Source organism: Gordonia sp. 852002-10350_SCH5691597, from assembly GCF_001665715.1.
In the GTDB taxonomy this organism is placed as follows: domain Bacteria; phylum Actinomycetota; class Actinomycetes; order Mycobacteriales; family Mycobacteriaceae; genus Gordonia; species Gordonia sputi.
In genome coordinates this window covers 1-14,701 of the sequence record NZ_LZMO01000046.1, presented here as the reverse complement: position 1 = coordinate 14,701, position 14,701 = coordinate 1, and the positions used below count along the sequence as shown (strand labels likewise).

14 protein-coding genes are annotated in these 14,701 nt (G+C 64.3%); 7 read left to right on the top strand and 7 right to left on the bottom strand.

Translation table 11 applies throughout. The annotated features are described in order from the left end of the window. Positions 1 to 138 precede the first annotated feature (138 nt). Together A5777_RS03555 and A5777_RS24555 are read left to right on the top strand one after the other, a co-directional pair. The gene (locus A5777_RS03555; RefSeq protein ID WP_082933534.1) at positions 139 to 846 is read left to right on the top strand and encodes a phosphatase PAP2 family protein; all 708 of its coding nucleotides are present in this window, start codon (positions 139 to 141) and stop codon (positions 844 to 846) included. Positions 847 to 887: 41 nt separating this feature from the next. Then, positions 888 to 1,076: a hypothetical protein gene (locus tag A5777_RS24555; RefSeq protein ID WP_156529271.1), complete on the top strand. Its 189-nt coding sequence runs from the start codon at positions 888 to 890 to the stop codon at positions 1,074 to 1,076. A gap of 35 nt (positions 1,077 to 1,111) precedes the next feature. Here the strand turns inward: A5777_RS24555 and A5777_RS03550 are convergent, their stop codons facing one another. Next, on the bottom strand, positions 1,112 to 1,864 hold the full coding sequence (locus A5777_RS03550) for an ABC transporter permease (protein WP_064861654.1): 753 nt from the start codon (positions 1,862 to 1,864) through the stop codon (positions 1,112 to 1,114). A gap of 182 nt (positions 1,865 to 2,046) precedes the next feature. On the opposite strand from A5777_RS03550, the gene A5777_RS03545 reads away from it, so the two are divergent. Further along, entirely contained in the window at positions 2,047 to 3,390 is a 1,344-nt protein-coding gene (locus A5777_RS03545; RefSeq protein WP_082933533.1) for an ATP-binding protein, read from the top strand. Positions 3,391 to 3,401: 11 nt separating this feature from the next. Here A5777_RS03545 and A5777_RS03540 read toward each other — a convergent pair whose 3' ends face one another. From A5777_RS03540 to A5777_RS03530, 3 genes are all read right to left on the bottom strand, one after another. Continuing rightward, entirely contained in the window at positions 3,402 to 4,082 is a 681-nt protein-coding gene (locus A5777_RS03540) for a response regulator transcription factor (RefSeq protein ID WP_064861653.1), read from the bottom strand. 360 nt (positions 4,083 to 4,442) lie between these two features. Next, on the bottom strand, positions 4,443 to 4,847 hold the full coding sequence (locus tag A5777_RS03535) for an ester cyclase (protein WP_064861649.1): 405 nt from the start codon (positions 4,845 to 4,847) through the stop codon (positions 4,443 to 4,445). Between the two features lie 52 nt (positions 4,848 to 4,899). Further along, a complete protein-coding gene (locus A5777_RS03530; protein WP_064861648.1) occupies positions 4,900 to 5,691 on the bottom strand; it encodes an SDR family NAD(P)-dependent oxidoreductase in 792 nt (263 codons plus the stop codon). 87 nt (positions 5,692 to 5,778) lie between these two features. Here A5777_RS03530 and A5777_RS03525 point away from each other — a divergent pair, with 87 nt between their 5' ends. After that, positions 5,779 to 6,435 carry a TetR/AcrR family transcriptional regulator gene (locus A5777_RS03525; protein ID WP_197502280.1) on the top strand — a complete coding sequence of 219 codons (657 nt, stop codon included), beginning with the start codon at positions 5,779 to 5,781 and terminating at the stop codon, positions 6,433 to 6,435. Here A5777_RS03525 and A5777_RS03520 read toward each other — a convergent pair. Continuing rightward, a complete protein-coding gene (locus A5777_RS03520; RefSeq protein ID WP_064861646.1) occupies positions 6,419 to 7,024 on the bottom strand; it encodes a helix-turn-helix domain-containing protein in 606 nt (201 codons plus the stop codon). The two genes, A5777_RS03525 and A5777_RS03520, sit on opposite strands and share 17 nt — an antisense overlap. 149 nt (positions 7,025 to 7,173) lie before the next feature. On the opposite strand from A5777_RS03520, the gene A5777_RS03515 reads away from it, so the two are divergent. Next, positions 7,174 to 8,661: an MFS transporter gene (locus A5777_RS03515; RefSeq protein ID WP_231894929.1), complete on the top strand. Its 1,488-nt coding sequence runs from the start codon at positions 7,174 to 7,176 to the stop codon at positions 8,659 to 8,661. Positions 8,662 to 8,792: 131 nt separating this feature from the next. Beyond that, positions 8,793 to 11,345, top strand: a complete 2,553-nt coding sequence (clpB, locus tag A5777_RS03510; RefSeq protein WP_064861645.1) for an ATP-dependent chaperone ClpB — start codon at positions 8,793 to 8,795, stop codon at positions 11,343 to 11,345. A 122-nt stretch (positions 11,346 to 11,467) separates the two neighbouring features. On the opposite strand, the gene sigK is transcribed toward clpB, so the two are convergent. Then, positions 11,468 to 12,037: an ECF RNA polymerase sigma factor SigK gene (sigK, locus tag A5777_RS03505; protein ID WP_064861644.1), complete on the bottom strand. Its 570-nt coding sequence runs from the start codon at positions 12,035 to 12,037 to the stop codon at positions 11,468 to 11,470. Positions 12,038 to 12,222: 185 nt separating this feature from the next. Further along, complete coding sequence (locus tag A5777_RS03500) at positions 12,223 to 13,881, bottom strand: dihydroxyacetone kinase family protein (protein ID WP_064861643.1); 1,659 nt, start codon at positions 13,879 to 13,881, stop codon at positions 12,223 to 12,225. A 54-nt stretch (positions 13,882 to 13,935) separates the two neighbouring features. On the opposite strand from A5777_RS03500, the gene A5777_RS03495 reads away from it, so the two are divergent. Beyond that, positions 13,936 to 14,535 (top strand): DNA-3-methyladenine glycosylase I, encoded by a 600-nt coding sequence (locus A5777_RS03495; RefSeq protein ID WP_064861642.1) that lies wholly within the window; start codon positions 13,936 to 13,938, stop codon positions 14,533 to 14,535. The last annotated feature ends 166 nt before the right edge of the window (positions 14,536 to 14,701 follow it).

Below are 14,701 nucleotides of genomic sequence, written 5' to 3'. Positions count from 1 at the left end.
CTTCGTGTGGACGAAACCGGTCGAGGAGATTCTCAAGAAAGCTCAACCGAAAACCAACTAACGAAACGCGACACTAGATAACCCTTGCACTCAGCGTGACTCAGCATCTCCACAGGGCTGCTGATCAATAGTGACATCATGTCGAGCTACATTCGCGTTTCTGGCGGATCAGCGTTAGTTCTTGCCCTTGCGGGTGCGGGTGTCGCCCTGCGCATCTCGGGCGGCGGCCCACTGCCCATCGACACGACGATTATGTCGGCGACGACAAGACTTCATACGCCTTACCGGACCTTGGTCCTCGACGTCGCGGTGCAGGTTTTCAGCCCGTGTGCGGTTGCCGTCTGGACTGCTCTGGCGGCGATCATTCTGTTGGTGCGCGATGCGAGTGTCCTACGTGCCGTCATGTTGGTTGCCACAGTCGCAAGCGCGGGGGCGCTGTGTGCGACGTTGAAAGTGCTGGCTGCGCGCCCGCGCCCGCCGGTGATAGACCAGGTGGGCGTATTGGAAACCACCTATTCGTTTCCCTCTGGCCACGTGGCTGGGACTGCTGCACTGGTGGTCGCCGTAGCGTCCCTCGGAGCACGGTCGGCGGGCGGTAGTGCTCGCGCTGCGTTGTGGGTGTGCGCGATCGTCGCGGTTGTGTTCGTCTGCGCAATGCGCCTGTATCTCGGTGTCCATTGGATCTCAGATGTGGTCGCTGCCGTTGTTGTCGCCTGCGCTGCAACGCTACTCGTGCTCCCCGTCGTCGAAGTGGCCATGGCGGAGTGGACGTCTCGACGTGGCCATTGTCCGAACCAGACGAGGACTTCGCCGAGAGGTGACAACACACACGTCGCGAGCAACTGAAGACCAGGAGGCGGCGAGCAATGGACAACGGATACAGAAGCATGAAGAGGGCTCGACGAGGGCGCAATGCCCTGATCGTGTCGATCCTGCTGGTTCTCGGCGCCGTCGCGGTGATTCTGGCAGTCGACGGTGATGGCATATCCGACGGAGCCTCCGCGGCGCGGCAGGCAGAACACCTGGCTGGTGTATGGGCCACCGAGTATGCGGAGTGGTTTTCTGCCCATCACTGATCGTAGAGGCCGGTGGCATCCCACCTTCGCCTCTGTCAGAGAAGGTCTCGGGAAACCATTTCGACAGTGACCAGTGCGGCGACTGCACTCACAGCCAGCAACGAAATCAAGACGAAGAGTTGCATGATCGCCGCTGCTGTGGTCGAGGCTCCACCGAGAACCATGCCGACGAACGCGCCTGGAATGGTGACGAGGCCAACGGAGCGGGTCTGATCCAGTCCGGGGATCAATGCTGTTGCGGCGGTGGGTCTGATGATCTCCAGTCGGGCATCGCGCGACGAGAATCCCAGTGACAGTGCGGCTTCGACCTCGCCGTGCCGAGTGCGGAGTTCATCATGCGCACGCTTGCCGGCGATCGACGTCGTATTCATCGCACCCCCGAACATGATTCCGGCGGTCGGGATGATCGCGATTCCGGTGGCGGGTAGCACGTCCACAGCAACCAGTGTCACGACGATCAGGATTGTGCCGGCTGATACCGGAACGAGGCACAGGATTGTCTTCCGCACGCCGGCGCGGTGTGCTGACACGCGGCCTGCCGAGGTTGCCGCGGCGGTGATCGCCATGACGACCACGAACACTGCCGATGCCCACAGCGAGTGGATGACGAGCGCCAATACTGCTGCCAGAGCTGCTAATTGGCAGACTGCGCGGATCGCGGCCCGTGCGGTCGCTGCGGCGAGTGCGCGATCGTTGTATCGGTTGACGGCGATCGCGATCACGGCGAGCACCGCGACGGCAATTGCCAGAGCTGGACCGAGATGGACGACGGTGTGGTCAGCGTTCACGAGCGGCTCCGTCTGCCGACTCGGGAGGACCGACACACATGTGGGGCATCCTTGCCTGTGGAAGCTTAGGGGACGCTGAGTAGCGCCATTATGGATACGCACTGCCGACTAGGCTTCGGAGGGTGTATCAGCGTGCAAGGACGATTCTCGGTCGACTTGTCGGCTGGACTCGTCCTGTACGCATGCGGCTCACGCTTCTCGCGACCGGTCTCGTCGCATGCGCGTTGGCAATCGCGGCAGTGGTGATGGTCGAAGCACTGCATCACGTGTTGCTGCGGAGTGCCGATGCCGCCACGTTCGCGCGCGCAGAGCAGATTGCGAGCTCGTTGTCGGCTGAAGGGGTCGGGGGTATCGACCAGGCGCTGCTCGCGAGCGGTCAGAACATTGCGGTCGTACAGATCACCGACGAGTCGGGTGCTCTGAGGTTGGTCAACAAACCCGTCTACTCGCAACCGATGTCGCCTCCGTTGGCCGCCGGGCAGCGGTTGACGATTCACGGCGCGCACGCCACCGACACCGAGCAGGAATTCCAAGCGAGCGCCTACGGGGTCAAGACGCCCGAAGGAGTTTTCACCATCCAGGTCGGCGCGGAGGAGGCGCCCATCAACGCCACCGTTCTCGCCCTAGGGATACTGTGCTCCATCGTCTTTCCGTTCGTCGTTGTCGGAATGGCCTCCCTCACTTACGTTTTCGTGGGGCGCGCGCTGCGCCCCGTCGACGATATCCGCGGACGCGTCGAGGAGATCTCGGGCGGTGACCTCACCCAACGGGTCCCGGTACCCGCTACGGGCGACGAGGTGTCTGCGCTGGCCGTCACCATGAACGAGATGCTCGCCCGTATCGAGGTGTCACGAACGCAGCAGCTGCAATTTGTCAACGATGCGTCACACGAGCTGAACAGTCCATTGACCACACTTGTTGGGCTGCTTGATCTTTCGAGTGTCAAACGCCAGCCCATCGACCCCGCCACGGTCGATTCCGTGATGCTCCCAGACGCTCTGCGCCTGCAACAGATGGTTGCCGATCTCCTGCTTCTTGCCCGGGCAGATGAAAGCGGAGTGCCGCTACTTCTCGATGACGTCGATCTCGACGAGATCGTCAGTGCAGAAGTCACCCGACTCGAAGCAGTGACAGATCACGTCGTCGACGCACGAATCGTTGCCGCTCGGGTTCGCGGTGATGCAGACAATCTTGCACGCGCGTTACGCAACATCGCCGACAATGCTGCCCGTCACGCCTCGAGCCGCCTGTCGGTGACGATGTCGAGAGACGTCGCGGATGCCACGGTCACGATCATGGTTGCCGACGACGGTGACGGTATCCCTGACGACGACAAAGCCCGTGTCACAGAGCGGTTCGTGCGCCTCGACGCCTCGCGGCAGCGCGGATCAGGCGGTTCAGGTCTCGGACTGGCCATTGTCTCGGAGATCGTCCGCGCCCACGGTGGGACCGTGGTGATCACAGACGCCGATGGTGGGGGAGCGGCAGTCGGCTTTCGGATGAGCGTCGAGCAGGGTTTGGACTAGCCTTTACGTGCCTAGCTGCCTCCGTCGGCCGCCAGGCGGTACCCGACCCCGCGCACCGTCTGAATTGCCTTGCACCCGAACGGGGTATCGATTCTCTTGCGGAGATAGCTCACATAGACCTCGACGATGTTCTCGTCGCCGCGATAGTTCACGTCCCAGACGGAGTCGAGAATCTCGGCTCGGGTCACCACCTCACCTTTGTGGCGCATCAGGAACTCCAGCATGCTGAATTCCCTTGGCGTGAGGGTGAGTTCCGTTTCGCCGCGGGCCGCGACGTGGGCTGCCGGGTCGAGGGACAGGGTGCCGGCGGTGAGCACCGCTGGTCGCTCGGGCGCACCACGGCGGGCAAGAGCACGCATGCGCGCGATCAACACGATGAACGAGAACGGCTTGGTCAGATAGTCGTCAGCGCCGAAATCGAAGGCGTCGGCTTGGTCGTACTCGCCGTCCTTGGCCGTCAGCATCAACACGGGTGTCCACACCTGGGAACGCCGTAGCGACCGCACGACCTCGTATCCATTGAGGCCCGGCATCATGATGTCGAGCAGGATCACATCGAAGCGCTCGGAGGTGGCCTTCTCCAGGCCGAGCGCACCGTCGTGCACGACGTCGACCACCCAGCCCTCGGCCACCATCATCCTGCGGACCGTCTCGGCGACGTTATGGTCGTCGTCGACTACAAGGATGCGCACGCCACCTTCACCGCCCTCTTCTCCGAACACAGTGTGCCCGCTCGTCGCTGTGGAGACACTGAGTGGCCCCGAGGGCCGAGGGGGCTGTAGATGTGTGTCTTACGTGAAGGTGTGGGTGCTGCAGCACCCGCATCTTTCGACTCGACACACATTTGGCGATCGGGGAGCACCGTCGCGCGACTCGTGCCGCTGGTAGAGGCAGGCTACCGCGGCCTGGTGATGTGCGTGGCGCAGTTCATGTCGCGAATAGCGACGTCGTTTGGAACCGATCGTCGACGCCGGGTCGCAGCGACTGTATCGCTCCTCGTCTTCGAGCGTGATCGGCCGCCTTCGGATGGCGGCTGGGGGGACGAGAAGAATTCAGCTCGATGGGGTCAGCTGGGCTGCGACATCGGCGGTGTCGAGGATGACACGTTCGCTGACCACTTTGCCGTTCTCGTCGAAGTCGACGATGGCGACCATCTCCAGCGCGATCGTGTTGCCCGTGGCAGGCAATCCCGCATAAAGGCCGTCATGCGTGCCGTCGAACCTCACCAACATCGCACCGGTGAGTCCTTCCTGACCCAGCGGCGTGATGGTGGCGCGGAGGTCGCTGAACGCACCGAAGAGCGATTCTTCGCGCGAACGCAATGCGTCGAGTCCGGCCTGGGGTCCGGTGAGGGGCGAGTTGTAGGCGGCGGGTTCTGCCCACAGTGTGAGTACCGCGGCAGGATCGTGGGCGTTCACCGCGGCGGCTGCGGCTACAGCAAAGTCGTGAATGTACATGTGTTGGTACTTCTTTCGTTAGTCGATCGTTGGTGGAACCTGGGCATTTGCTTCAGGGGCGAACGGACCGTTCGGCGGCCGCGATGGCGACCCGTGCAGGGAGTCGGGTGCTCACGGCTGCGACCGCGGCGTTGGAGAAGCCGTCGACAACGCTGGGCCGATGGCGATGTAGTGCGCGCAACGCGGTGTTCACGACATCGTCCGGGTTTCGTCGCCGGCCCACGGATGCGGCGTCGCCGACGATGTCGAAGAACTCTGTATCTGTGGCCCCGGGACACACGGCGATGACGCGGACGCCGGTCGGCTTGGTCTCTGCCCACAGCGCCCTGGTGAAGGAAAGGACGAACGCCTTCGTCGCGCCGTAGACCGCCATGTGGGGGATTGGCTGGAACGCCGCGGTACTGGCGATGTTGATCACCGTGCCGCTGCCTCTGGCCGTCATCGCCGGCAGGAACAACGTGGTGAGTTCGGCGAGGGTGGTTACGTTCAGTTGGATCTGGGAGACGATGTCGGCTGAGTTGGCCGTCACCAGATCCCCGTGGGCGCCGACTCCCGCATTGTTCACCAGGACGTCGACACTCAGGCCTTGTGCGACAACGTCATTGAACAATGTGGTCCCGGCGCCGGGGCGGGACAGATCACCGGAGATCACGCGCACATCGGTGCCGTGCGATGCGTGTAGTTCCTTGGCGAACGTGCTCAGCACATCGGTGCGGCGAGCGACCAAGACCAGTCGCGCGCCGTGGGCGGATGCGCGCTGGGCAAAAGCGCGCCCGATCCCGGATGACGCGCCGGTGACGAGCACCGTCTTTTCGCGCAACAGTGCGTCTGCGAAGTCGGACATGGATTCTCCTTCAATAAATAAACCGACTGGGCGGTATTGCAAATGTATGATGAACTATTGGAGCTGAATGTGCAAGAAGGGGTACCGATGACGAACAGACAGTCAGGCAGGACTGTGGGACGACCTGCGGGACCAACGGCCAAGGGGGCGAGTACCCGAGCGCACATCGTCGACTCGGCAGCGACGGTCTTCGCCGACCTGGGCTACGACAACGCACGGATGTCAGTACTGGTCGACGCCACCGGCCTCACCAAGGGAGCCGTCTATTTTCATTTCGACAGCAAGGAGTCGCTGGCGCTGGCGGTCCTGGAGGACAAGAACCGTGAGTGGGTCAGCAAAGTGCGCAGCGCCTTGTCGAGCGTCCCCGCAGGTCGTCGTCTGGAGGCGCTGCTGCCGACGATGCTCACCATTCACCGAGACGACCCGACGGTGTGGGCGGTGTCGAAACTGACCCGTAACCTCACCGACCTGGGACAGGACAGTCCGGTTCGTCGACGGGTGGCCGAGGTGAACCAGGAATGGGTCGATCTTGTCGGCGCAGTAGTCGGCGAAGCCCAGGAGCGCGGGGAGGTGCGGGCCGATCTCGACTCGGTGAGCGTCGCCATCGCCTTGATCGGCGCCTTCGACGGACTGAAAGCGTTGCATGACACGCTGACCGAGGACGGTACCGAGCCGTTTGCGTCGGGTGCGCAAGCGCTCGGTGCGATGGCGGTTGCGGGCCTGGCGCCTACGGGTGGTGCGTGAGTCCTTCAGACCACCGCACCGGCTGGTCACCGTGCGGTCCGAACAAGTGCAGGATCTCGACGGTTGAGTTGTCCGCCGGGCCAAACCAGTGGGGTTCTGCGGTATCGAATTCGGCGACCTCGCCCGCCGTGAGTATCTCGTCGCGCTCTGCGACGATGACGCGCAGCGTCCCGGCCAGGACGTAGAGCCATTCGTAGCCCGGATGGGTGACGAGCTTCGGTGCGCGAGCGGAGAGTACCTGCTTGAACACCTGAATCCGTCCCGGATAGCCGGTCAGGGGGATGACGACGCTGCCGGTGTCGTGTCGGAAGGGCGTCAGGTGCACCCGCGGATCGCCGCTGGGCGGTGGGGCGATGAGTTGGTCCAGTGAGACGCGGTAGACCCCGGCCAGCGGGATGAGCAGGTCCAGCGTCGGCCGTCGCTTGCCGACCTCGAGACGTGACAACGTGCTGGCAGTGAGTCCGGCGTCGTTCGCGACCGTTTCCAGAGAGAGCCGGCGTTGCTGTCGGAGCCTGCGCAACCGTGGCCCGATGGCGTCCAGGATCGCGGTGACATCGGCATCGGGTGTCGGCGGTGCGTCACGGTTCACCGCTCAAGTGTGACGGCCTGTGTGTGACACGGCCGGATTGTTTGCGGTTTCTGCAAGAACGCTGGGGATCGCTGATGTGGCCCGTGCACACTCACGTCGTTCTGTTCACGCATCCAGGCCACGAGACAGTGGTCCAAGGGGGTTCGCCTGTGTCCACTGCCGAGTCCGATGTCCTCAGCGCATCCAGACGCCGGTTGGTGCTCGTGGTGTGCGCGTCGAGTCTGTTCCTCGTAGGGCTCGACACCACGATCGTCAATGTTGCTCTGCCATCTATTGGAGACGGTCTGGCGATCGGCGCCCGCGGACTGGAGTGGGTCGTCGACGCCTACACGATCGTGTTCGCGAGCCTGTTGATCACCTCGGGTGCCATCGCCGACCGATTCGGTCGTCGTCGGGTGTTCCTGATCGGGCTGATCGGGTTCGGTGTGACATCGCTGTTGTGCGCGCTGGCACCGAACGCGGGTGTGCTGATCGCGGCCCGTGCGCTGCAGGGGGTGGCAGCGTCGATGCTGAGTCCGGTCGCGTTGGCCATCGTCGTGGCGGCGACGCCGGATCCGCGCGAACGGGCCAGGGCGATCGGCGTGTGGGCGTCGGTATTCGGACTGAGCATGGCCGCCGGGCCCGTGCTCGGTGGCGTGCTGCTCCACAACTTCGAGTGGCGGTCGGTGTTCTGGATCAACGTACCGCTGGTGCTCGTAGCCCTGGTCGCTGTGCTGACGGTGGTGCCGGAGTCGCACGGTGTGCGGACACGGCGTCTCGATCCAGCCGGTCAGCTCCTGCTGATTGCCCTGCTCGCGCTCGGCGTCGGCGCACTCATCGAAGGGCCGCATGTCGGGTGGACCGCGCCGGCGATGCTGGCGATCTATGCGGGTCTCGTCGTTGTGGCGGGTGTCTTCATCGGTGTGGAGACACGCCGCTCCGCGCCGCTGATCGACCTCTCGGCATTCGGTCAACCCGAGTTCACCGCGGCCGTCCTCGGGGCCTTGGCCGTATTTGTCTCGATCTCGATGACCCTGTTGTTCACCACGTTCTACCTCCAGGTGGGACGCGGCTGGGCGCCCATGGCAACGGGCCTGGCCGTCCTTCCCATAGCCGCGGGGGCGACGGTCTGTGCACCACTCTCCGGCCGGATGGTCGCTTCGAGGGGCCCGCGCAGGCCGCTGTTCATCGCTGGTGGCTTCATGGCCGCCGGTGGTTTGCTCGCTTGGATGTCCACCGGGTCATTGGTCGGTGACGGTGGCGTGTCGGTTCTGCTGCTGCTGGTGGCGTACGCGTTGTTCGGGATCGGTATCGGTTTCGCGAACGCGCCCATCACCAACACCGCGGTGAGCAGTCTCCCGGCCGAGCGGGCCGGTGTGGCCGGCGGCATCACGTCGACCGCCCGGCAGGTCGGTGCCGCCGTCGGGATCGCCGTGGCCGGAGGATTGCTCGGCTCGGCGTTGACACCGGCGAGCGATGTCAGATCGGCCGAGCTTTCCGGGGTGCTGGCCCCGGGATGGCTCATCGTCGCCGCCTGCGGTGTCGGCCTCATCCTGCTGGCCACTGCCGCACCACACGCGCAGGGGAGCGCTCGACGCCATCACTCTGACGACGTTGGAACTGCCACTTCTCTGCCGGAGCATGAGAATGACCAGTGATGCACGTCACACAATATACAAACCTGAGCGAAATAGACTCAACTCTACGTGCGTTGAACAACTCGAGTGGCCATAATTGAGCCACGGAGACTTAAGAACGCAAGAACACGTAGAGAAAGAGGTACCACCAAGTGGACAGCTTCACCCCGACCACCAAGACGCAGCAGGCGTTGAGCGCTGCTGTGCAGGCGGCGGCCGCTGCTGGTAACCCCGACGTACGTCCGGCCCACATCCTGGTCGCGCTGCTGGACCAGTCCGACGGTATTGCTTCGCCGCTGCTCAAGGCGGTGGGAGTGAATCCGTCGACTGTTCGGGCGCAGGCTCAGGCCATGGTCGACCGGGCGCCGACGGTGTCGAGTGCCAGTGCCCAGCCGCAGCTTTCCCGCGAATCGATCGCGGCGATCACCGCTGCTCAGCAGCTCGCGTCCGAACTCAACGACGAGTACGTCTCCACCGAGCACCTCGTCGTCGGGCTCGCCACGGGCGATTCCGATGTCGCCAAGCTGCTGCACGACAACGGCGCAACCCCGCAGGCTCTGCAGGAGGCGTTCGTCGCCGTCCGTGGCACCGCGCGCGTGACGTCCGAGGACCCCGAATCCACGTATCAGGCGCTGGAGAAGTACTCGACCGACCTGACCGCGGCTGCCCGTGAGGGCAAGCTCGACCCGGTCATCGGGCGCGACTCCGAGATTCGTCGGGTGGTGCAGGTGCTCAGCCGTCGTACCAAGAACAACCCGGTGTTGATCGGTGAGCCAGGCGTTGGCAAGACCGCCATCGTCGAGGGGCTTGCTCAGCGCATCGTCGAAGGCGACGTGCCGGAGTCGTTGCGCAACAAGACAGTTATCTCGTTGGACCTCGGATCGATGGTCGCGGGCGCCAAGTACCGCGGCGAGTTCGAGGAGCGGCTGAAGGCCGTGCTCGACGAGATCAAGGGATCGGCCGGCCAGGTCATCACCTTCATCGACGAGCTGCACACCATCGTGGGTGCCGGTGCCACAGGCGATTCCGCCATGGATGCAGGCAACATGATCAAGCCGATGCTTGCTCGTGGTGAGCTGCGACTCGTCGGTGCCACGACCCTGGAGGAGTACCGCAAGTACATCGAGAAGGACGCCGCACTGGAGCGTCGTTTCCAGCAGGTGTACGTCGGCGAGCCGAGCGTCGAAGACGCGATCGGCATCCTGCGTGGACTGAAGGAACGGTACGAGGTGCACCACGGTGTACGCATCACGGACTCCGCATTGGTCGCTGCCGCAACACTTTCCGATCGCTATATCACCTCGCGCTTCCTGCCCGACAAGGCCATCGACCTCGTCGACGAGGCGGCGTCGCGCCTGCGGATGGAGATCGACTCGCGCCCCGTCGAGATCGACGAGGTCGAGCGTGTCGTCCGACGCCTCGAGGTCGAAGAAGTCGCGCTCGAAAAGGAGCATGACGAGGCGTCGAAGCAACGTCTGGAAAAGCTGCGTCAGGAACTGGCCGATCAGAAGGAGAAGCTCAACGAGCTCTCTGCACGCTGGCAGTCGGAGAAGACCGCCATCGACGCCGTTCGCGACACCAAAGAAGAGCTGGAACGCCTTCGCGGAGAAGCAGATCGCGCTGAGCGTGATGGTGATCTCGGCCGCGCGGCCGAGCTGCGCTACGGCAAGATTCCCGGCTTGGAGAAGGAGTTGGAGGCCGCGATCGAGAAGACCGGCACCGACCCTGACGAAGACGTGATGCTGCAGGAGGAGGTCGGCCCCGACGACGTCGCACAGGTCGTGTCGGCGTGGACGGGTATCCCCGCGGGCAAGATGCTCGAGGGTGAGACCGCCAAGCTGCTGCGCATGGAAGAGGAACTGGGACAACGCGTCATCGGTCAGAAGGACGCCGTCGTCGCGGTCTCCGATGCCGTGCGGCGTGCACGCGCAGGTGTCGCCGACCCGAACCGGCCGCTGGGATCGTTCCTGTTCCTCGGACCGACCGGTGTCGGCAAGACCGAGCTGGCCAAGGCGCTGGCGGAGTTCCTGTTCGACGACGAGCGCGCGATGGTGCGCATCGACATGAGTGAGTACGGCGAAAAGCACGCCGTCGCAAGGCTTGTCGGTGCCCCTCCCGGCTACGTCGGCTACGAGCAGGGCGGTCAGTTGACCGAGGCTGTGCGGCGTCGTCCGTACACGGTGGTCCTCTTCGACGAGGTCGAGAAGGCTCACCCCGACGTCTTCGACATCCTGCTGCAGGTTCTCGACGAAGGACGCCTGACCGACGGTCAGGGCCGCACCGTGGACTTCCGCAACACCATCCTCATCCTGACGTCGAACCTCGGTTCCGGCGGCGACAAGGACCAGGTGATGGCGGCAGTGCGCGCAGCCTTCAAGCCGGAGTTCATCAATCGACTCGACGACGTCGTGATCTTCGACGCGCTGAGCCCGGAGGAACTGGTGTCGATCGTCGACATCCAACTCGGCCAACTGCAGAAGCGGCTCGCACAGCGTCGCCTCGAGTTGCAGGTCACGCCCAAGGCCAAGGAATGGCTCGCAGAGCGGGGATTCGATCCGCTCTACGGTGCGCGTCCGCTGCGTCGCCTGGTGCAGCAGGCCATCGGGGACAAGCTCGCCAAGGCGTTGCTCGCTGGTGAGGTCCGCGACGGCGACGTCGTTCCGGTCAACGTGAGCGCCGACGGCGACGGTTTGGTTCTGGGCTGACCGGTCCCGAACCGATACGCCGGCAGGCCTGACACGCCGACAGGCCAGAAAGGTCCCGACCCGTGAACGGGTCGGGACCTTTTGCTTGTGCGGGGGCGGTGTGGTTGGGGTTGTTCAGGTGCTCACGCAGCGGGCACTGCCGAGATGTGCGGCTCGAGACGCTTGAGGGCCTGCCGGATCCGCGACTTCGCGGTCGGCAGCGCGACGCCGAGTTCGTCGGCAACCTCGCGGTAGGTCATGCCGCGGAAGTAGGCCAGCTCGATCGCTTCGCGCTGCAGTTCGGTCAGCCGTGACAGCAGGGACCGCACCTCGCGGACGGTCTCGCGGCGCTCAGCGGACTCGCTCACGACGTCGTGTTCGATCCGCGTGGACTGCTCTGCGGTGCTGTAAACGTGAAGTCGACGCTTCGCCGCGGTCTCCGAGCGAACCCGGTCGACAGCGCGTCGATGTGCGAGCGTCATCAGCCATCCGAGCGGTGAGCCGGACTCCGGGTCGAAGGTGTGCGCCGACCGCCAGACCGTCAAGAAGACCTCCTGCGTGGTCTCCTCGCTGAGACCGCGGTCTCGGACAATGCGCAAAACCATGCCGTAGACGCGGTGGCTGGTCTCGTCGTAGAAAGCGGCGAAGGCATGCGCATCGCCCTCCGCGATCCGGGAGAGCAGTGCAGACAGGTGTCCCGTTGAATCACTCATGTCGAGCTCCTGTTCGAAGTGCGCTGCGCCGACTTCTCGACGTGGGCTAAACGCTAAGTCCTCGCGCACGTGGACCGTCAGGGGCGACAGTGGATTGCGACGAACTCGAAACCGAGGAAACCCGCGGTCACGAAGTGATAACGCGACAGGGCGCAATGGGTAAACGATTCCAGTCTATGAACGGGTCAGTCGTCAGCCAGAGCTTGATAGAGCCAGGAAACGACGAGCGCACCGGGATCGACGACGCCGCGCGCATTCTCGCCAACGTAGCTGGCGCGCCCCTTGGTTGCGGTCGTGTCGCGCGTGGATTCGGCACCTTCGGCCGCCTTCTCGGCGACGTCGGACAGAGAGTCGCCATTCTCCAAGGCGTCGACGGCCGGGCTGAGCGCGTCGACCATCGTGTTGTCGCCGACCTGGGCGCCTCCGAGATCCTGGATCTCTGCGAGCGCATGCGAGGAGCCCTCGCGGATTGCGGCCTCGACGTCGTCGGTCTCGGAGAACGCGTGGGCCAACTCACGGAAGAGCACGCCGAAGATGACGCCGGATGTCCCGCCGGAGCGGACGAGATACGACGTGCTGATCGCGCTGAGAACCTGGCTGTCGGTACCGCGCACAGGGAGGCTGAAGTGCGACAGCGCGGCTTCCATGTTGGTACCGAAATCGCCGTCGCCCGCTTTCTGGTCGAGCTCGGTCAGGTCGTCGATCGACTCCTGGACGTGCCGGACGAAGCGCGTCAGCCATTCGTTCTCGGCCCCGTCGTCCGCGGAATCCGACGGCTCGGCGAATGTGGTGTCGCTCAGTGGGGCGGTTCCCCGTGACGGGTTTGCGGCCCATCCCGGTGCGGTGGTCGGTGCGTCGAAGAGCGACACGATCTCGTCGTCGGCGCGCAGCAGGGTGATCGAGACGCCTCGCATGTCGAGGGCCGTGACGAATGTTCCGACCATCGGCCGGGCTATGGAGATCCCACGACGGTCAAGATCTGCGACGACCTCACCGAACACGAGGTCGAGTTCAAGCGGGTGTGCGGCGCCCAAGCCATTGACCAGGCAGATCACCTCTTCGCCGTGGACGAGCGAGAGGGCGTCGACCAGTGGGTCGACCATGCGATTGACCAGTTCACGGGCGCCGACACGGGCGGTGCGTTCACGGCCGGCCTCACCGTGGATGCCAACGCCGAACTCCATCTCGTCGGCGTCGAGCTCGAAGGTCGGCGCCGACTTCGACGGCATGGTGCACGCGTGATAGGCCACCGAGATGCTGCGGGCGTTGTCCGCTACGCGGCGACCGATCTCGGCAACGGCACCCAGCTCGTCGCCGCGAGCAGCCGCTGCACCACAGATCTTCTCGACCAGGATCGTCGCTCCGGTTCCGCGACGACCGGGGCCGGTTGCGGAGTCGGACGCCACGTCGTCTGCGACGACCACGTAGTCGGTCTCGATGTCGTCACGCACCAGGTGTCGCGCGATGCGAAAGTTCATGATGTCGCCGGTGTAGTTCTTCACGATGTGCAGCACGCCTGCGCCGCGGTCGGCCCACCGCGTCGCACCGACGATCTGCAGGGCGTTGGGCGAGGTGAAGACCAGTCCAGGGCAGGCGGCGTCGAGCATGCCGGTGCCGATCATTCCGGAGTGCATGGGCTCGTGACCTGACCCGCCGCCGGAGACGAGGGCCACCTTGCTCTCGCCGTCGCGCTCGCGCAGGTGCAGGAAACCGGGGTCTGACTGCCAGACGATATCGGGGTGAGCGGCAACGAATCCGCGGAGCGAATCGGTGATGAAGGTGCCCGGTGAATTCAGGATGTAGTCGCTCACGCAATCCACCGTATCGGTAAAGCAGTTGGACATGCCGAGCGTGTCGGAGTCCCGCGATACGCTCGACGGCGGACTGGGAGGCAGGGCATGGTGGACGTGATCGTTGGCGACGATGGCTTGTCGCGCTGCACCTGGGCGGCGGTCGAGCCCGAGACGACCTATCACGACACGGAGTGGGGATTTCCGCTCACCGGCGACAACGCCCTGTTCGAGCGGGTGTGTCTCGAAGGCTTCCAGTCCGGCCTGAGCTGGCGAACGATCCTCACCAAGCGCGAGAACTTCCGGGCCGCTTTCTCAGGTTTCGACGTCGAGAGGGTCGCGCGCTTCACCGAGCGTGATGTCGAACGTCTTCTCGGCGACGCCGGGATCATTCGTCATCGGGGCAAGATCGAAGCGGCGATCAACAACGCGCGGCGAGCGACTGAGCTCATCGACGACAAGGGGTCGCTGGAATCCTTCTTCTGGCGGTATGCGCCTGCGGCAGAACATGTTCCGGGTTCGATGACGCTGTCCGAGGATTCGACGAGACTCTCAAAAGACCTCAAGAAACGCGGCTGGAAGTTCGTCGGTCCGACGACGATGTTCGCGCTGATGCAGGCGTCGGGCATTGTCAACGATCACGCCTACGACTGCGTGACTCGTCCGACGGTGGCCGCAGCAATCGACGACTACCTGGCGTCGCAGTGACTCTTGACTCGCAGTGAGGTTGAACTTTCAGCCTCGCGCGCAAGGCGGCCTGACATGGACGGACACGACCCACGCGGCCCCGGCTGTGTGGTCAGCGTGGGTAGGTGGTGATGGTTTCGCCTGTGCGGGTGCTGGTCCAGGTGATGGAGAGGTCGGTGTGGATGGT